Here is a 15,547-nt window from a genome sequence, read left to right as displayed (position 1 = left end):
GTTGGCCTTTTATGACGGCGGGGCGGTCACTCCGATGGCGTGGTTTATCGTCAGACCGTCAACACATCTTAAAATCATCCGGTCCTATTCTTAATCACTTTTTTGCTTAAGTTATGCTTTTTCATTTTTAAAGGCGGCGCGGATCCCCGCTATTCTGCATTCTTTATCACCCAAAAGTGTGTTAATTTTCAGCCAGCTAACGCCACTATCCCTTATCGCCGAGACGAGTTGCCGTAGTTATGTCCATAGCTCACCGTTCACGTTTGGAAATGCGCGGCATTTCCATCTCCTTTGCCGGTTTCACGGCGTTAAAACAGGTGCAGTTTGCCCTGGAGGGCGGTTCTATCCACGCTCTAACGGGCGCTAACGGCGCCGGAAAATCCACCCTGATGGCGATTCTGTCGGGGTCGCACGACCGCTATACCGGCGACATTTTGCTGGACGGCGAAGCCGTCTCTATCCACTCCCCGCGCGATGCGAAGCGGTATGGCATTCATCTGGTTCAGCAGGAAGTCGACGCGGCGCTAGTGCCGACGCTCTCGGTCGCGGAAAACATCATGCTGGACACCCTGGCGCAAAACGGCCACGGCCTGAGCTGGGCGCGCATTCGCCGTCAAGCCGCCGCGCTGTTGACTCAGTTGGGGATAGATCTCAACGTGCGTCGCCGCATGGAGTGCTGCACGCTGGCTGAAAAACAGCAGGTCTTGCTGGCGCGCGCGCTATCGCATGACTGCCGTTTTCTGATCCTCGACGAGCCGACGGCGCCGCTGGACCAGGAGGAGAGCGAACGGCTCTTTGCCGTTGTGCGTCGCCTGCAGGCAGAGGGCATCGGCATCGTGTTTATCTCCCACCGCATTCACGAACTGAAAGCGATTTGCGACACGCTGACGGTTCTGCGCGACGGCGAATTCGTTAGCCGTACGCCGATGCAAGGGCTGAGCGGCGAACAGATCGTTGAAAATATGCTCGGCCATCAGTTAACCGACATCTTCCCGCCTCGCTCACCACTGACGCATGACGAGACGCTGTTGCGCGTTGAAGGCCTGCATGACGACATGTTGCTGCAGGATATCTCTTTGACGCTGCGCAAAGGCGAAATTCTGGGCATTGCCGGTCTGGCGGGCGCCGGAAAGACTGAGCTGTGCAAGGCGCTGTTTGGGGCGAGCCGCTGTCGCATTAACGCGGGAGAATATCGGGGAAAGCCCTGGAAGCCCCGTACGCCTGCCCACGCGGTCTCTGCCGGGATCGCACTGGTGCCGGAAGAGCGCCGCAAGGAAGGCATTTTCATTGATGACACCGTGTCCATGAACCTGAGTATCGCCGCCAGCGACAGCTTTTCCCGTTGGGGCGTGTTCAGTGGACGTCAGGCCGCCGCCTGGGCGAAAACATTGATCCGGCAGCTCGACATTCGTACCCGAGGGCCGCAGCAGACCATTCGTCGATTATCCGGGGGCAACCAGCAAAAGGTCGCCATCGGTAAATGGATGCGCAGTGATATGCAGGTGCTGATTTTCGACGAACCGACCAAAGGCGTGGACATCAAAGCCAAGCAGGATTTGTTTAGTTTGATAGGTGAGCTGTCGCGTCAGGGGAAAGGCATCATTTACGCCTCGGGCGAATTTTCCGAACTGGTGGGGCTGTGCGATCGCATCTGCGTGCTGTGGGACGGCCGTATCGTAGCGGAACTGGACGCCGCGACGACGGACGAAGAAACGCTTTTATTGTATTCAACCGGAGGAACTCCTGCGTGAGTCAGCCACATTCATCTAACGGGGATTTCCCTGCCTTTAATCGTCTGTTCGATTTCCTGTACAAATGGGGCATGCTGCTGACCGTTGTCGCGCTGGTGGTGCTGTTTGGACTGGCATCAGATAATTTCCTCGACCCGTACAACATCATCAACATCCTACGCTCCATCGCCATTGTGACGGTGATCGCGATCGGCGTGTCGCTGTCACTGTCTGTCGGCGGCTTCGACCTGTCTGTGGGGTCAACGGCCTCGCTGGCTAACGCGCTGGTGGTTTCGCTGTTCGTCTGGTACGGCTTCGGCACGACGGGCGCGATTTTGCTGACGCTGGCGCTGTGCATGCTGGTGGGATTATTCAACGCCTTCCTGATCGTCATTCTGCGCATTCCGGACATGCTGGCGACCCTGGCGAGTCTGTTTGTAATTCAAGGCGTCGCGATGACCTATAGCTACGGCGGCTCCATCACCCAAAACATGGTTTTACCCAGCGGAGAAATGGCGGAAGGTCTGATCCCGGCGTTTTTCTCCACCCTCGGGCAGGTGCCCACCATCGTCGTGATCATGCTGGTGGTCACCGTCGTCGTACAACTGTACCTCTCACTGACCCAACACGGGCGTCGGATGTATGCCATCGGCGGTAATCCCGAAGCCGCGCGTCTCGCGGGTATTCGCACCGCGCGTTACCGGGTGTTGGCCTACGTATTCTCCTCACTGTTGGCCGCGCTGGGCGGTATCTTGCTGGCATCGCGCATCGGTTCTTCTCAGGTCAATGCCGGCGGCGGCTACCTGATGGATGCCGTGGCGGCCGCCTATATCGGTTTCTCGCTCGCCGGTTCCGGCAAACCGAACGCACTAGGCACGCTGGTCGGGGCCGTGCTGCTGGGCGTGTTGCAGAATGGTCTGGTCATGCTGTCCGTGCCCTATTACGCGATGGACATCATCAAAGGGCTGGTGCTCGCCGCCGCACTGGCGATGACCTACTTCCAAAAGCGGTAAGCGCCGTTCCGGCGTATCAAAAGCCTTTTCAGATTGATACGCCGGTAACCACGCCTGTTATTGCACAAACCGGTTAAATTCTCGTTATAAAGCACACATTTCGCTTAAAAAAATTCATACAAAATTGTGAACTACATCGTATTCTTTTACCTCTTTGTCTAAAATAAGCGCGTCCGCCCTTATTAATCTCGAGAAACATTTATGGAATCCGCCGCTCCATCACGCTCCACAGCCTGGATGCGTGTCATTACGCTATCTGTTGCAGCATTTATTTTTAATACCACAGAATTTATCCCAGTCGGACTTCTCAGCGGCATAGCGCAGAGTTTTGCCATGAAGACAGAAGAAGTCGGGCTGATGATTACCATCTACGCCTGGATTGTCACCCTGGCGTCCTTGATCTGCATGCTGCTAACCAGCGGCATCGAGCGACGCAAACTGCTGATCGGCGTGTTTTGTCTGTTTATCGCCAGCCATGTGCTATCGGCGATGGCCTGGAACTTCACCGTGCTGGTGATTTCCCGCGCCGGAGTGGCGCTGGCGCACTCAGTGTTCTGGTCGATTACCGCCTCGCTGGCGATCCGCATGGCGCCGCCGGGAAAACGTGCGGCCGCATTGAGTATGCTCGCCACGGGTACGGCGCTGGCGATGGNGCTGGGCCTGCCGATGGGTCGTGTTGTCGGCCAGCTGCTGGGCTGGCGCGTGACCTTCATGGTGATTGCTGTCGGCGCCACGATTTCGCTGATCCTGCTGGCGCGACTGTTGCCGCGTCTGCCAAGCGAACACTCTGGCTCGCTGGCCAGCGTTCCCATGCTGTTCAAGCGTCCGGAGCTGGTGACGGTGTATGTGCTGATCGTCATTCTGGTCACCGCGCACTTCACGGCTTACAGCTATATTGAACCGTTTATCCAGAATGTGGCCGGTCAGTCGGAAAACTTCACCACGCTGATCCTGCTGCTATTCGGGGCTGCGGGCATTCTCGGCAGCGTGCTGTATAGCCGCTACAGCGACAAACATCCGACCGGTTTTCTGCTCAGCGCGATTGGACTGCTGGTGCTTTCGCTGTTGCTGCTGCTGCCTGCCGCCGGCTACGAATCCGGCATGATTATTTTGTGTATGGTATGGGGCATGGCGGTCATGGGGATTGGTCTGGCGATGCAGACCAACGTTCTGAGCCTTGCTCCCGATGCCAGCGACGTGGCAATGTCCATCTTCTCGGGCCTGTATAACCTGGGCATCGGCGCCGGCGCCCTGCTCGGCAGTAAAGTCAGTCTCTATTTGGGCATGAGTACGATCGGGTATGTGGCGGCGCCGCTGGCGTTACTGCCGCTGGCGTGGATTCTGTACTCGTACTATCGCCGCACCCGTCCGGAAAGGCATCCCGCCGTCTGACGGCTCACGAACATCCTCCTCCGGCTCCCCGCGGGCCGGAGTTTCTCCTCCCTTCTTTCANCCCTCCTGTACTGATTGTCCGCAGACAGCCCTCCCTTTCTCACGCCGACGCCATCGCTACCTAGCGCCCCCTCAACGCCCATAAAAAAGCCGGTCAACACGAAGCGTGCGACCGGCTTTTTCAGTCATGTTCCCTGACGGGGTTACTTATAGCGCGGAAAGACCATATCGGCGTATTTCACAAAGCGCGTCCGTTTTACCAGCTTGTAGCTGAACCAGATTAACAGGAACAAAGGAATGCCAATGTAGGTTGCCGCCACGCCGTACCAATCAATGTTGTCCGCCAGAAACGCCTGATAGTTCTGTCCCAACGTGATAATCAGGCACAGCACGAACGCGAAGATCGGCCCCAGCGGGAAGAAGCTGGACAGATACGGTAATGCCGTCAAATCACCGCCCTGCTTGATGTAACCGCGACGGAAGCGGTAGTGGCTGATGGCGATGCCGAGCCACGCGATAAAACCGGTCATGCCCGAAGTGTTTAGTAACCACAGATAGACTGTCTGATTACCGAACATGGACGTCAGGAAACACAATGCGGCCACAACGGTCGTCGCATAAAGCGCGTTGCGCGGCACGCCCCCACGGGATAGCTGGCCGAAAATCGCCGGCGCTTTACCTTCCCGCGCCAGCGTGAACAGCATTCGCGTTGAGGCATACATACCAGAGTTCCCTGCGGACAGCACGGCCGTCAGTATGACGGCGTTCATTACCGCGGCGGCAGACAGCAGACCGGCGTTCTGGAAGACCAGCGTGAACGGACTGACGCTGATGTCTTTGACATCGGTACGCAGTAGGTTCGGGTCGGTGTAAGGAATAATCAGGCTGATGATGAGGATGGCGAACACATAAAACAGCAGGATACGCCAGAACACCTGACGGATGGCACGAGGAATATTCTTCTGCGGATCTTTGGATTCACCGGCGGCAATCCCAATCAGCTCCGTTCCCTGGAAGGAGAAGCCCACGATCATCGCGACGCCGATCATCGCCGAGAAACCGCCCGCAAAAGGCGCATCGCCAATTTCCCAGTTATGCAGGCCCGCGTGCTCTCCCCCTCTCAAGATACCGACAATCATCAGCACGCCCACGCCGATAAACACCAGCACGGTGACGACTTTGATGAGGGAGAACCAATACTCTGCTTCGCCAAACCCTTTCACGGAGATGTAGTTCAGCAGGAAGATCACGGTCAGGAATAGCGCGCTCCAAATCCAGCCCGGCACATCGGGATACCAGTAGCCCATCACCAGCTGCGCTGCAACCAGATCGACGGCGATAGTCACCGCCCAGTTGTACCAGTAGTTCCAGCCCAGGGCGAAGCCGAATCCCTCTTCCACATAGCATGCGCCATAGGTCGAGAAAGAGCCGGAGACCGGCATGAAGGCCGCCAGTTCCCCGAGGCTGGTCATCAGGAAGTAGACCATCAAACCAATGAGCACATAAGACAACAGCGCTCCGCCCGGTCCGGCCTGCGCGACCGTGGCCCCGGAGGCCACGAAGAGTCCTGTCCCGATCGAACCGCCAATGGCGATCATCGTAAGATGCCGTGCTTTAAGTTCACGGCGTAGCGTTCTGCCCCCTTGTGATGGGGTCTGAGTATCGTGTTGAGCCATCTTGATTCCGCTTGGCCGATAAAATTGAGGCCGAATTGTAACAAATACCCCCCGGCTGGGTAGTGGGAATCGCTAATCATAAGAGAGGTTAATAACCCATCTCTGATTATAAGAAACAGCTATTTATGCTCCACAGAGACAATCATTAGCCGCCCAGTAGTCCATGAGCGATAACGGCCATTACGCTTTGCTGACCGGCTGACGACAGTAATCCAGAAAACGGCACAGCACATTGGAAAGATGCTTTTGCCGATGGTGGACCATATAGAGTGTGCGATTGAGGTTATGCAGCGGCACCTCCAGCTCCACCAATGCGCCCGACGCCAACTGATCGGCAATGACATGACGGGACAGGCAGCTGATTCCCATACCGTAGCGCACCGCGTGTTTGATCGCCTCCGAATTGCCCAGCTCCATCATCAGTTGGAAATGCGGCAGTCTGTTTAGCAGCAAATGGTCCAGCACTTCACGCGTTCCCGAACCCTGCTCGCGCAGAATCCATGGCGCATTCGCGAGCGCCTCCAGGGTCACCGGCCCCTGACTGGCCAGCGGGCTGTCGGCGGCACAGAACACGACCAGCTCATCCTCGACCCAGGACTGCGTGATCAAGTCCGGATGATGGCACGGCCCTTCGATCAATCCGAGGTCCACGCTGAACTGCGACACCGCATTGACGACGTCCTGGGTGTTGCCGACCTGCAACTCCAGCGGCGTGTCAGGCGCATCGCGGCGATAGCGAGCGATGATCGCCGGCATCAGATAGTTGCCGATGGTACTACTGGCGTAAATGCGTAGGGCGCCGACGTCACGGCGAAACAGCTGTTCGATCTCCGAAGACTGTTCCAGCAGCGCCAATGCCTTTGGGAACAGCAATCGTCCGTGCTCATTGACCACCAGCCGCTTACCGACCCGGTCGAAAAGCTGTACGCCCAGATGCCCTTCCAAATCGGACAGTGCCGCGCTGACGGCCGATTGCGACAACGCCAGCGCGACGGAAGCCTGCGTCGTCGACCCCGTCTTCAAAACCTCGGTAAAGACTTCAAGCTGACGTAAGGTGATGTGCATAGTGCGCTCTTATCGTTAATACTCATAGGTTATAAATATATAATCAATTTCTATTTTAAGCACGCGGCGCATAGGCTGTGACCCCAAGAGATCCCGTCACAAGGTACATGCTATGCAGATATTCCTGGCCCGCCTTCGGGCCGTTCCCGCCACATTTACCGCGCAACAGCGCTTGCCTGGCATTCTCGCAATAGGTCTGATCTCGCTGGCCGTCTTGTGGCTGGCGGATCTCCCCGCGATCAGCCGTTGGGGGCTTGGCTCCCTGACGCTGGCGATCCTGCTGGGGATGGTGCTGGGCAATACGCTCTATCCGTGGGTGCAGGCGTCGTGCGATGCGGGCGTACAGTGGACGAAGCATCATCTGCTACGTCTGGGGATCGTGCTTTATGGATTCAAACTCAGTGTCGTGCAAATCGCCGCCATCGGGCCTCGCGGGCTGATGATCGACATCCTCACCGTGTCCTCTACGCTGCTCTTAGCCTGCTGGCTGGGCCGCCGCTGGTTCAAACTGGACACGCAGACGGTATTGCTCGTCGGCGCAGGCAGCAGCATCTGCGGCGCGGCGGCGGTATTGGCGACCGCGCCCGTGCTAAAAGCCAACGCGGATAAAGTCGCCGTGGCGGTTTCCACCGTGGTGATATTCGGCACGACGGCCATGTTTGTTTACCCTTGGTTCTTCGCGCATTTCCCTTTCAGCCATATCGTGCCATTTACGGCGCAGACGTTTGGCGTCTATATCGGTTCGACGCTGCATGAAGTTGCTCAGGTGGTCGCTGCGGGCCATGCGATTAATAACGAGGCAGAAAGCATGGCGGTCATCGCTAAAATGCTGCGCGTAATGATGTTGGCGCCCTTTCTATTTTTACTTGGCCTGTGGCTGAAACGGCAGCGTCTGGCGGGTGTCGATGCGGAGGAATCCGCACCCATGCTGTTTCCCTGGTTTGCCGTCGTGTTTATTTTGGTCGCGGGGTTTAACTCGCTATCCCTATTGCCCGTCAGTTGGGTAAACACGCTGGTCAAGCTCGACGGAATGCTGCTGACGATGGCGATGGTGGCGCTCGGGATCGCCACTCGCGTCCAGATGCTCAGACAGGCGGGCATCAAGCCGGTGCTGTTGGCATTGCTGCTGTTTATCTGGCTGATCGTCGGGGGCGGCGCGATCAATCTGGGCGTGATGCATCTGTTTTCCTGATTCGGACACGCCGGACTTGCCGTCCCCGGTGGCGATAATGTCATAATGCGCTCGCCAGGCGACGCCCTGCGGTATCCATCCCGCCGGGGCGTTCCGACATAAAGGAGAGAAGAATGAAATNCGTAGGTGCTCACGTCAGTGCAGCAGGCGGCGTTGATCAAGCCGTCATCCGCGCACACGAGATCGAAGCAACGGCATTTGCGCTGTTTACTAAAAACCAGCGTCAGTGGCGCGCCGCGCCGTTAACCCCGGACGTGATCGACCGCTTCAAGTCTGCCTGTGAGCAATATCATTACACCCCGGCTCAGATCCTGCCCCACGACAGCTATCTGATTAACCTGGGTCACCCCGTTGAAGAGGCGCTAGAAAAGTCACGTGCCGCGTTTATCGACGAGCTGAGTCGCTGTCAGCAACTGGGGCTGACGCTGCTGAACTTTCACCCCGGCAGCCATCTGCAGCAGATTGACGAAAGCCGCTGCCTTTCGCGCATCGCCGAGTCCATCAACATGGCGCTGGATGTCACTGAAGGGGTCACCGCCGTGATTGAAAATACGGCGGGACAAGGCAGCAACCTCGGTTTTCGATTCGAGCATCTGGCCGAAATCATCGATCAGGTTGAAGACAAAAGCCGGGTCGGTTTTTGCATTGATACCTGCCACGCCTTTGCCGCGGGCTACGACCTGCGCACAGAAGAAGATTGCCAGCGCACTTTCGATGAGCTGGAAAAGGTGGTTGGTTTCCAATATCTCCGAGGGATGCATCTCAACGACGCGAAAAGCGAATTCAATAGTCGAGTCGACCGTCACCATAGCCTGGGCGAAGGTAACATCGGCAAACCGGTTTTCAGCTACATCATGCGCGATCCCCGATTCGATGGTATTCCCCTGATTCTGGAAACGGTGAATCCCGATATCTGGCCGGACGAAATTGCATGGCTGAAGTCCCAGCAGCGCGCTGAACGCTGAGCCACGTCCCCTTAACCGGGGACGCATCTCAAGATGATTCCGCCAACCCGCCGTCCTGCGCGACGAATGGCGTCCTCACTCATCGTTTCCCCCAAAAAAAACGCCAGTCTACGGACTGGCGTTTACCATCAACATCCTTATTGTCTCTTGGGCCTAACTCAGACGTGTTCACTCTGCGCCGGCACCGACGCGGTGGGTTCTGGCCGTTTCAGCAGTGCGTACAGCACGCCGCTGACCACCGTACCCGCGATAATAGAGAGCAGATACCCGATAACGGGCGTAATCGCTCCCGGAATCAACAGCACAAACAGACCACCATGCGGGGCCATCAGCTTGGCGCCTACCGCCATAGACAGCGCGCCGGTCAATGCGCCGCCGACAATACAACATGGCAGTACGCGCATTGGGTCTCGCGCAGCGTAAGGGATTGCGCCTTCGGAAATGAAACACATCCCCAGCACCAGCGCAGCCTTGCCTCCTTCGCGCTCGGGTGGAGTAAATTTCTTACCCGCCAGCAGCGTCGCCAGCCCCATCGCCAACGGTGGCACCATCCCGCCAGCCATCACGGCCGCCATCGGTGCATAAACCTGGCTACTCAGCAGCGTCGTGCCAAAGACGTAAGCTACCTTGTTCACCGGCCCGCCCATATCCGTACACATCATGCCGCCCAATACCGCGCCGAGAATGACCGCGTTCGCCGTGCCCATTGACTGCAACCAGGAAGTCAGTCCCGTCAGGATTTTAGCGACCGGGGTGCCGACCACATAAACCATGACCAAGCCGGTAATCAGCGTCGCTATCAGCGGGATAATCAGTATGGGCTTCAGTGCCGTGAGACTTTGCGGTAGCTTGACATGATTATTGATCGCACGAGCCAAATAACCGGCCAGGAACCCGGCGATGATCCCACCGATAAATCCTGCGCCAGTGCTCACGGCCAGCATCCCGCCGACCAGACCCGGCGTCAACCCCGGTCGGTCTGCGATGGAAAAGGCGATATAACCGGCCAGCACCGGCACCATCAGCGCAAAAGCGGAACCGCCCCCGATCTTCATCAGCGCCGCAGCCAAGGTCCCTTCCTGCTTGAACGCCTCAATGCCGAACACGAAGGACAGGGCAATACACAACCCACCGGCCACGACCATCGGCAGCATGTAAGACACCCCGGTCAGCAAGTGGCTGTAAGGCCCCGTCCCACCCTTTTTACCGCCAGCAGCCGGGGCGCCGGACTGTCCAGACGGCTGATAGACGCTCGCTTCCGCCAGCGCCTTATCTAACTCCTGTGCGGTTTTTTTCAGCGCCAGACCCGTCGAGGTGCGATACATCTTCTTGCCAGCGAACTTGCTGAGGTCGACTTCAATATCGGCAGCGACGATCACCACGTCCGCCTGGTCAACCTCTTCTGGCGTAATAGGGTTACCCGCGCCAACGGATCCGCGCGTTTCGACTTTGACCCACCAGCCGCGCTTCTTCGCTTCCGTCTCGATGGCTTCCGCCGCCATAAACGTATGAGCGACGCCGGTCGGACACGCGGTGACGGCGACCACGCGGGTCACGCCGGTCGATGCGGCGTTGGATGGCGCCTTCGTCGTTGCCGCGGCGCTCGCCTGATAAGGCGCGGCCTCCGACTTGGCTTGTTCCAGCAACGCCTCCGGCTGACTCAGCGCCTGCGCGACATCCGCGAAAAACACCTTTTTCCCGTTCAGCGCGCTGTCCGCCTGTTGACCGCCAACCACGACGACCAGTTCAGCCTCAGTTGGCTGTTCCGTCAGCGTGAGTCCCGCTTTCGATACGGCGGCGCCAAGCTGGTTGTGCACCAATCTGCTTTTGACTCTTCCTAATGACTTGTCGAATATCAGCAGCGTTTTCATTGTGCTTCTCCTGCTGTTAATTGAAAGGTTTCAGATCTACGCGGGCCATCATCGCCGCGAGCTGCGGCCGGTCCGTCACGCCAACGTTGCTTTGGCTGACCGCCAGTGCCGCCACCGCTGTCGCCAGACGCAGCGTGTGCTCGCTGGACTCGCGCATCAATAAGCCGTAAATCAGTCCGCCAACCATCGAGTCGCCAGCACCGACGGTACTGATCACATCGCAAGCGGGCGGCTTGGCCAGCCAGGCGCCGGAAGCATTGACCCAGAGCGCGCCTTCCGCGCCCAGGGAAATGACCACATGCGCAATGCCCTGTTCACGCAGCGCGTGCGCGGCATCAACCACATCTTCCAGCGTCGGCAATTTACGCCCCGCCCAAATTTCCAGCTCGCGCCGGTTGGGTTTCACCAACCACGGCGATGCCTTCAGCCCCGCCACCAATGCTTCGCGACTGCTGTCGAAAATGATGCACGGACATTGACTACGCAGGCGGGTCATCCAGTCGGTAAACGCTTCAGGGTCGACGCCCGCCGGCAGACTTCCGCTGACCGCCACCATGTCAAACTGCCCCAGCCAGCTCAGCGAATCGTTAACGAAGCGCTGCCAGTCCTGTGGCGTCACTTCAAAGCCCGAGAAGTTCAGATCGGTGACATCCCCATCCTGCTCCGTCAGCTTAACGTTAATGCGCGTGCGGCCGTTGACCACCTGAAAACGGTTGGCGATCCCCAGCTCGCTGAACAGCTGCTGAAACCCATCCTGATTATCTTTACCCAGGAATCCGCCCACCGTGACATCAATCCCCAGGTCCTTTAAAACCTTGGCGACATTTATCCCTTTACCCGCGGCGTGCAGACCTGCGGTTTGAACCAAGTTGACTTCACCACGTTCGACCTGCGGGCAGTACCCCACCAAATCGTAAGCCGGATTCAGCGTAATGGTCGCGACTCTCCTGCTCATGCTCCCTCTCCTAATCCGGATGCAATAGCTTCACCAATGGCTTTCAGCGCGGCTTCCGCATCGCTGCCATTGGCCGTAAAACGTAAGCGATGGCCGGACTTCACGCCCAGAGCCACCACTTTCATCAGGCTGCGGCCGTTGGCCGGTTTGCCCGTCCCATCAAGGTTGGCGACGGTGATTTCACTCGTAAACTGTTTGATGACATTAACCAGCATGGCGCCGGGACGGGCATGCAGGCCGTGCTCGTTACGAATTACGAATTCGGCCACCAGCGCGTTACTCTCTTCCGTCGCTTCGCTGGACAACAGGGTCAGTAGCGTCGGCGCGTCGGCGCTGAGCAGGCTTTCGGACTTGCCAGCGCTCAATAGCTTGCTCAGGTAATCAATTGGCGCATTCACCTGGTCGTCGACAGCTGACATTGTCAGCAGCATCGCCACTTTTTCGTCATCGACGCTGAACGGTTCGAGTGGACGACTGATCGCCAGCGCGCTGATCAGATTGCCTTCCTGACTGTCGCTGACCCAGATGCCGTCGCCTAGATGTAGCGGCTTGCTGGCCACTACATCGCTGACGAAACGGGCATCGACGGCGCCGATCTGCTGCAATTTGCCTGCATTTAGCGCCTGTAACGTGATCAGATTGTCCGTCGCCACGTTCAGGGAAATCAGCGAGGCGTCGAAGCGTAACTCCGCGGCCTGTTGCTCGCCCATCAGCAGACTGCGTAACTCTTCCGTCGACGTGGTCGTCGCCAGACGTTCTGCCACGCTGTCGTCGCTCAAAACGTGCGTCAACTGACGCAGCAGCGCCAGATGTTCGTCGGAACGTGCCGCGATCCCCAACACAACGTAAGCCGTTTGATTGTCTCCCCAGGCGATCCCTTTGGGAAACTGAAACACCTGAACGCCCGTTTTGCGAACCAGGTCGCGCGTATCCGTCGTTCCATGCGGTATAGCGATACCGTTTCCCAGATAAGTAGAGGTTTGCAGTTCACGCTGTAGCATTCCTTCAACATACCCTTCGCTGACGCAACCGGCTTCAGTCAGCGCGGAAGCCACTTGTTTAATGGCCTCCTGCTTGTCGCCGGCGCTCGCCCCTATATGAATATCTTGCTGTGACAACTGGAACATAGCTCTTCTCTCCTGCCAAACTTGAATCGTTTCAGCTTTTAAGGGAAAAAAATGGCCTGGTGATGAAAATCGTTTCATAAAACACGCAACTGAAACGTTTCAAAAATACTGCGTCTTTCCCAATATCTATGCAAGCATTGTCCATAAAACTCAGTGTGATTCTTAGAGGTCACGCACACTTTCGCATCAACAAGGTTATAGTTCAGTTTGAGCGCGATGCCAGCTGAAAACTTGCTGAAGGACACGGAAAAAAACGATTTACCCTTTCACGTCACGCTGGCGTAGAATACGGCGCTCGGTCTCATTTTTACTCCGCAAGAACGTCATGCATACATCAGCCGGTACATCGCGACGACTGCCCGACATTACCGCGTCAGCTTTTCTGCTGATTGCGTTTCTCTCGGGTATCGCCGGCGCCTTACAGCTCCCCACCCTCAGCCTGTTCCTTTCCACGGAAGTCCACGCCCGTCCAGTGCTGGTGGGGCTGTTTTACACTGGCAATGCGATCATCGGCATTATCGTCAGCCAACTCCTGGCCAGTTACTCCGATAACCGCGGCGATCGCAAACGGCTGATCGTGGCCTGCTGCCTGTTCGGCGCGCTGGCCTGCCTGCTATTTGCCTGGAATAGAAACTATGCGGTGCTGTTGTTGGTGGGCGTTCTCCTCTCCAGCTTCGGATCAACGGCCAACCCACAGCTGTTCGCGCTGGCGCGTGAGTATTCCGACCGTGCCGGACGTGAAGCCGCGATGTTTAGCTCGGTGATGCGCGCGCAGATCTCGCTCTCCTGGGTTGTCGGTCCGCCCGTTGCCTTCGCGCTGGCGTTGGGCCTGGGCTTCCCCGCAATGTATATGGCCGCGACCGGCGTTTTTTTGCTGTGCAGCCTGCTGGTCGCGCTACTGCTGCCGTCCATGCCGAAGCACGGACGCGTCAAAACAGCCGAAACGCTGGATTCGCCCCGCCGTTATCGTCGCGATACGCTGCTGCTCTGCGTCGCCTGTACCCTCATGTGGACCTGCAACGGCATCTACCTTATTAATATGCCGCTTTATTTAGTGCATGAGCTCAAATTGGAAGAAAAACTGGCGGGCGTGATGATGGGAACGGCGGCAGGGCTGGAAATTCCGGCGATGCTGATTTCGGGCTATTTCGCCCGACGCCTCGGCAAGCGCTATTTAATGCGTCTGGCGATTGCCGCCGGCCTGCTATTTTATCTCGGATTGTGTCTGCTGGATTCGCCGTGGGCGCTGCTGGCGTTACAGTTGCTGAACGCCGTGTTTATCGGCATTTTGGCTGGTATCGGCATGCTCTATTTTCAGGATTTAATGCCGGGTCAGGCGGGGGCGGCCACGACGCTGTTTTCGAACACGTCCCGCGTCGGCTGGATCATTTCGGGTTCGCTGGGCGGCATGGTGGCGGAGATCTGGAGCTATCATGCAGGATTCATCTTCGCGCTCGGCTTGAGTCTGGCCGCAGGCTACTGTATGTGGCGCATAAAGGATGTATGATCCACCGCCAACGTTCAAGGCGCCGTGGCGTTTTCTAACTGGATAAGATAGAGGAGCGCCTCGTCCCGGTTTTCGCCACACATATCCCGCTGGGGCTGTAGGCTGGCGCACACGGCAGGCCGAAGCGGAGAATGGAAAATGCCACAGCGCATTCGCTCGTCAAGATGAATGCAAGGCGTATTGGCGGGCTTTCCCTCAGGCATGCCGGGCAGCGGACTCGATATTGAGGGTGCAATGCAGCAAGCGCCGCAGCCGGGACGACAGTCCATCAAGATGTTCCTGTGGGTGATGAGGCGCTAGGCGCACAAAGGCGGACCTTATCAGCCCTCAACGGTAATGACTACCGATTTTCCCGGCGTTGACGCCGCGTAACGTAAATCCTGCTTGCCTGAATCCGGCCGCGCGAGTAACTTGTCGCCACAAAAATTTATCTCACCCTTTACAAGGTATGTCTTCCATGGCAAGAGCTAACGAAATCAAACGCGGTATGGCCGTCAACTACAACGGTAAACTGCTGCTGGTCAAAGATATTGATATTCAGAGTCCGAGCGCCCGCGGCGCCAGTACGCTGTACAAAATGCGTTTCTCCGACGTTCGTACCGGTCTAAAAGTCGAAGAGCGCTTCAAAGGCGACGATATCCTCGACACCATCACGCTGTCCCGCCGTCAGGTGACCTTCTCTTATATTGATGGCGACGAATATGTCTTTATGGATGATGAAGACTACACGCCGTACAACTTCAAAAAAGAGCAAATCGAAGATGAGCTGCTGTTTATTCCTGAAGGCGGCATGCCCGGTATTCAGGTTCTGACGATGGATGGACAGATTCTGGCGCTGGAACTGCCCCAGACGGTCGATCTGGACATTGTCGACACTGCACCTGGCATCAAAGGCGCTTCCGCCAGCGCGCGCAACAAACCGGCCACGCTGAACACCGGTCTGGTGATTCAGGTGCCGGAATACCTCAGCGCCGGTGAAAAAATTCGTATTCATATCCCGGAGCGCCGTTACATGGGCCGCGCCGAGTAAGGCTGACTGTGCCCGCGCCCGGTT

Annotated in this window: 13 protein-coding genes; 7 read left to right on the top strand and 6 right to left on the bottom strand. The window is 57.4% G+C overall.

The genetic code is table 11. The features are described from left to right. Positions 1 to 239 precede the first annotated feature (239 nt). From RZ35_RS11305 to RZ35_RS11295, 3 genes are all read left to right on the top strand, one after another. Positions 240 to 1,751, top strand: a complete 1,512-nt coding sequence (locus RZ35_RS11305; protein WP_026743405.1) for a sugar ABC transporter ATP-binding protein — start codon at positions 240 to 242, stop codon at positions 1,749 to 1,751. A 71-nt stretch (positions 1,752 to 1,822) separates the two neighbouring features. Further along, entirely contained in the window at positions 1,823 to 2,743 is a 921-nt protein-coding gene (locus RZ35_RS11300) for an ABC transporter permease (RefSeq protein WP_235195113.1), read from the top strand. Between the two features lie 201 nt (positions 2,744 to 2,944). Further along, complete coding sequence (locus RZ35_RS11295) at positions 2,945 to 4,135, top strand: sugar transporter (protein WP_026743403.1); 1,191 nt, start codon at positions 2,945 to 2,947, stop codon at positions 4,133 to 4,135. Between the two features lie 203 nt (positions 4,136 to 4,338). Here RZ35_RS11295 and RZ35_RS11290 read toward each other — a convergent pair whose 3' ends face one another. Then, positions 4,339 to 5,811 carry an amino acid permease gene (locus RZ35_RS11290; protein WP_026743402.1) on the bottom strand — a complete coding sequence of 491 codons (1,473 nt, stop codon included), beginning with the start codon at positions 5,809 to 5,811 and terminating at the stop codon, positions 4,339 to 4,341. 180 nt (positions 5,812 to 5,991) lie between these two features. Next, entirely contained in the window at positions 5,992 to 6,876 is an 885-nt protein-coding gene (yieE, locus tag RZ35_RS11285; protein ID WP_026743401.1) for a DNA-binding transcriptional regulator YeiE, read from the bottom strand. Between the two features lie 112 nt (positions 6,877 to 6,988). Between yieE and RZ35_RS11280 the strand changes: the two genes are divergently transcribed. Beyond that, positions 6,989 to 8,068: a YeiH family protein gene (locus RZ35_RS11280; protein WP_051625558.1), complete on the top strand. Its 1,080-nt coding sequence runs from the start codon at positions 6,989 to 6,991 to the stop codon at positions 8,066 to 8,068. Between the two features lie 113 nt (positions 8,069 to 8,181). Next, positions 8,182 to 9,033: a deoxyribonuclease IV gene (gene nfo, locus RZ35_RS11275; RefSeq protein WP_026743399.1), complete on the top strand. Its 852-nt coding sequence runs from the start codon at positions 8,182 to 8,184 to the stop codon at positions 9,031 to 9,033. Between the two features lie 158 nt (positions 9,034 to 9,191). On the opposite strand, the gene fruA is transcribed toward nfo, so the two are convergent. From fruA to fruB, 3 genes are read right to left on the bottom strand one after another with little or no spacing between them, the layout of a single operon-like run. After that, on the bottom strand, positions 9,192 to 10,904 hold the full coding sequence (gene fruA / locus RZ35_RS11270; protein ID WP_051625557.1) for a PTS fructose transporter subunit IIBC: 1,713 nt from the start codon (positions 10,902 to 10,904) through the stop codon (positions 9,192 to 9,194). A 16-nt stretch (positions 10,905 to 10,920) separates the two neighbouring features. Continuing rightward, on the bottom strand, positions 10,921 to 11,859 hold the full coding sequence (fruK, locus tag RZ35_RS11265) for a 1-phosphofructokinase (protein ID WP_026743398.1): 939 nt from the start codon (positions 11,857 to 11,859) through the stop codon (positions 10,921 to 10,923). Next, a complete protein-coding gene (fruB, locus tag RZ35_RS11260; RefSeq protein ID WP_026743397.1) occupies positions 11,856 to 12,986 on the bottom strand; it encodes a fused PTS fructose transporter subunit IIA/HPr protein in 1,131 nt (376 codons plus the stop codon). The genes fruK and fruB overlap by 4 nt, the downstream gene beginning before the upstream one ends. Positions 12,987 to 13,311: 325 nt before the next feature. Here fruB and RZ35_RS11255 point away from each other — a divergent pair, with 325 nt between their 5' ends. Beyond that, complete coding sequence (locus RZ35_RS11255) at positions 13,312 to 14,493, top strand: sugar efflux transporter (protein ID WP_026743396.1); 1,182 nt, start codon at positions 13,312 to 13,314, stop codon at positions 14,491 to 14,493. A 14-nt stretch (positions 14,494 to 14,507) separates the two neighbouring features. Here the strand turns inward: RZ35_RS11255 and RZ35_RS17395 are convergent, their stop codons facing one another. After that, complete coding sequence (locus RZ35_RS17395; protein WP_071999792.1) at positions 14,508 to 14,762, bottom strand: YkgJ family cysteine cluster protein; 255 nt, start codon at positions 14,760 to 14,762, stop codon at positions 14,508 to 14,510. 188 nt (positions 14,763 to 14,950) lie between these two features. On the opposite strand from RZ35_RS17395, the gene yeiP reads away from it, so the two are divergent. Further along, positions 14,951 to 15,523 carry an elongation factor P-like protein YeiP gene (yeiP, locus tag RZ35_RS11250; protein WP_026743395.1) on the top strand — a complete coding sequence of 191 codons (573 nt, stop codon included), beginning with the start codon at positions 14,951 to 14,953 and terminating at the stop codon, positions 15,521 to 15,523. Positions 15,524 to 15,547 lie beyond the last annotated feature (24 nt).

The sequence above is a fragment of the Lonsdalea quercina subsp. quercina genome, from assembly GCF_000688655.1.
In the GTDB taxonomy this organism is placed as follows: Bacteria; Pseudomonadota; Gammaproteobacteria; order Enterobacterales; family Enterobacteriaceae; genus Lonsdalea; species Lonsdalea quercina.
Note: the sequence above shows the minus strand (reverse complement) of the source record. Positions and strands in the feature narration are given on the sequence as shown.

Bases quoted from the DNA above. Each gene is read 5' to 3' on its own strand.
- fruB (WP_026743397.1), bottom strand. From the start codon at position 12,986: ATGTTCCAGTTGTCACAGCAAGATATTCATATAGGGGCGAGCGCCGGC.
- RZ35_RS11300 (WP_235195113.1), top strand. From the start codon at position 1,823: ATGCTGCTGACCGTTGTCGCGCTGGTGGTGCTGTTTGGACTGGCATCA.
- fruK (WP_026743398.1), bottom strand. From the start codon at position 11,859: ATGAGCAGGAGAGTCGCGACCATTACGCTGAATCCGGCTTACGATTTG.
- yeiP (WP_026743395.1), top strand. From the start codon at position 14,951: ATGGCAAGAGCTAACGAAATCAAACGCGGTATGGCCGTCAACTACAAC.
- yieE (WP_026743401.1), bottom strand. From the start codon at position 6,876: ATGCACATCACCTTACGTCAGCTTGAAGTCTTTACCGAGGTTTTGAAG.
- RZ35_RS17395 (WP_071999792.1), bottom strand. From the start codon at position 14,762: ATGGACTGTCGTCCCGGCTGCGGCGCTTGCTGCATTGCACCCTCAATA.
- fruA (WP_051625557.1), bottom strand. From the start codon at position 10,904: ATGAAAACGCTGCTGATATTCGACAAGTCATTAGGAAGAGTCAAAAGC.
- RZ35_RS11280 (WP_051625558.1), top strand. From the start codon at position 6,989: ATGCAGATATTCCTGGCCCGCCTTCGGGCCGTTCCCGCCACATTTACC.
- RZ35_RS11305 (WP_026743405.1), top strand. From the start codon at position 240: ATGTCCATAGCTCACCGTTCACGTTTGGAAATGCGCGGCATTTCCATC.
- RZ35_RS11290 (WP_026743402.1), bottom strand. From the start codon at position 5,811: ATGGCTCAACACGATACTCAGACCCCATCACAAGGGGGCAGAACGCTA.
- RZ35_RS11255 (WP_026743396.1), top strand. From the start codon at position 13,312: ATGCATACATCAGCCGGTACATCGCGACGACTGCCCGACATTACCGCG.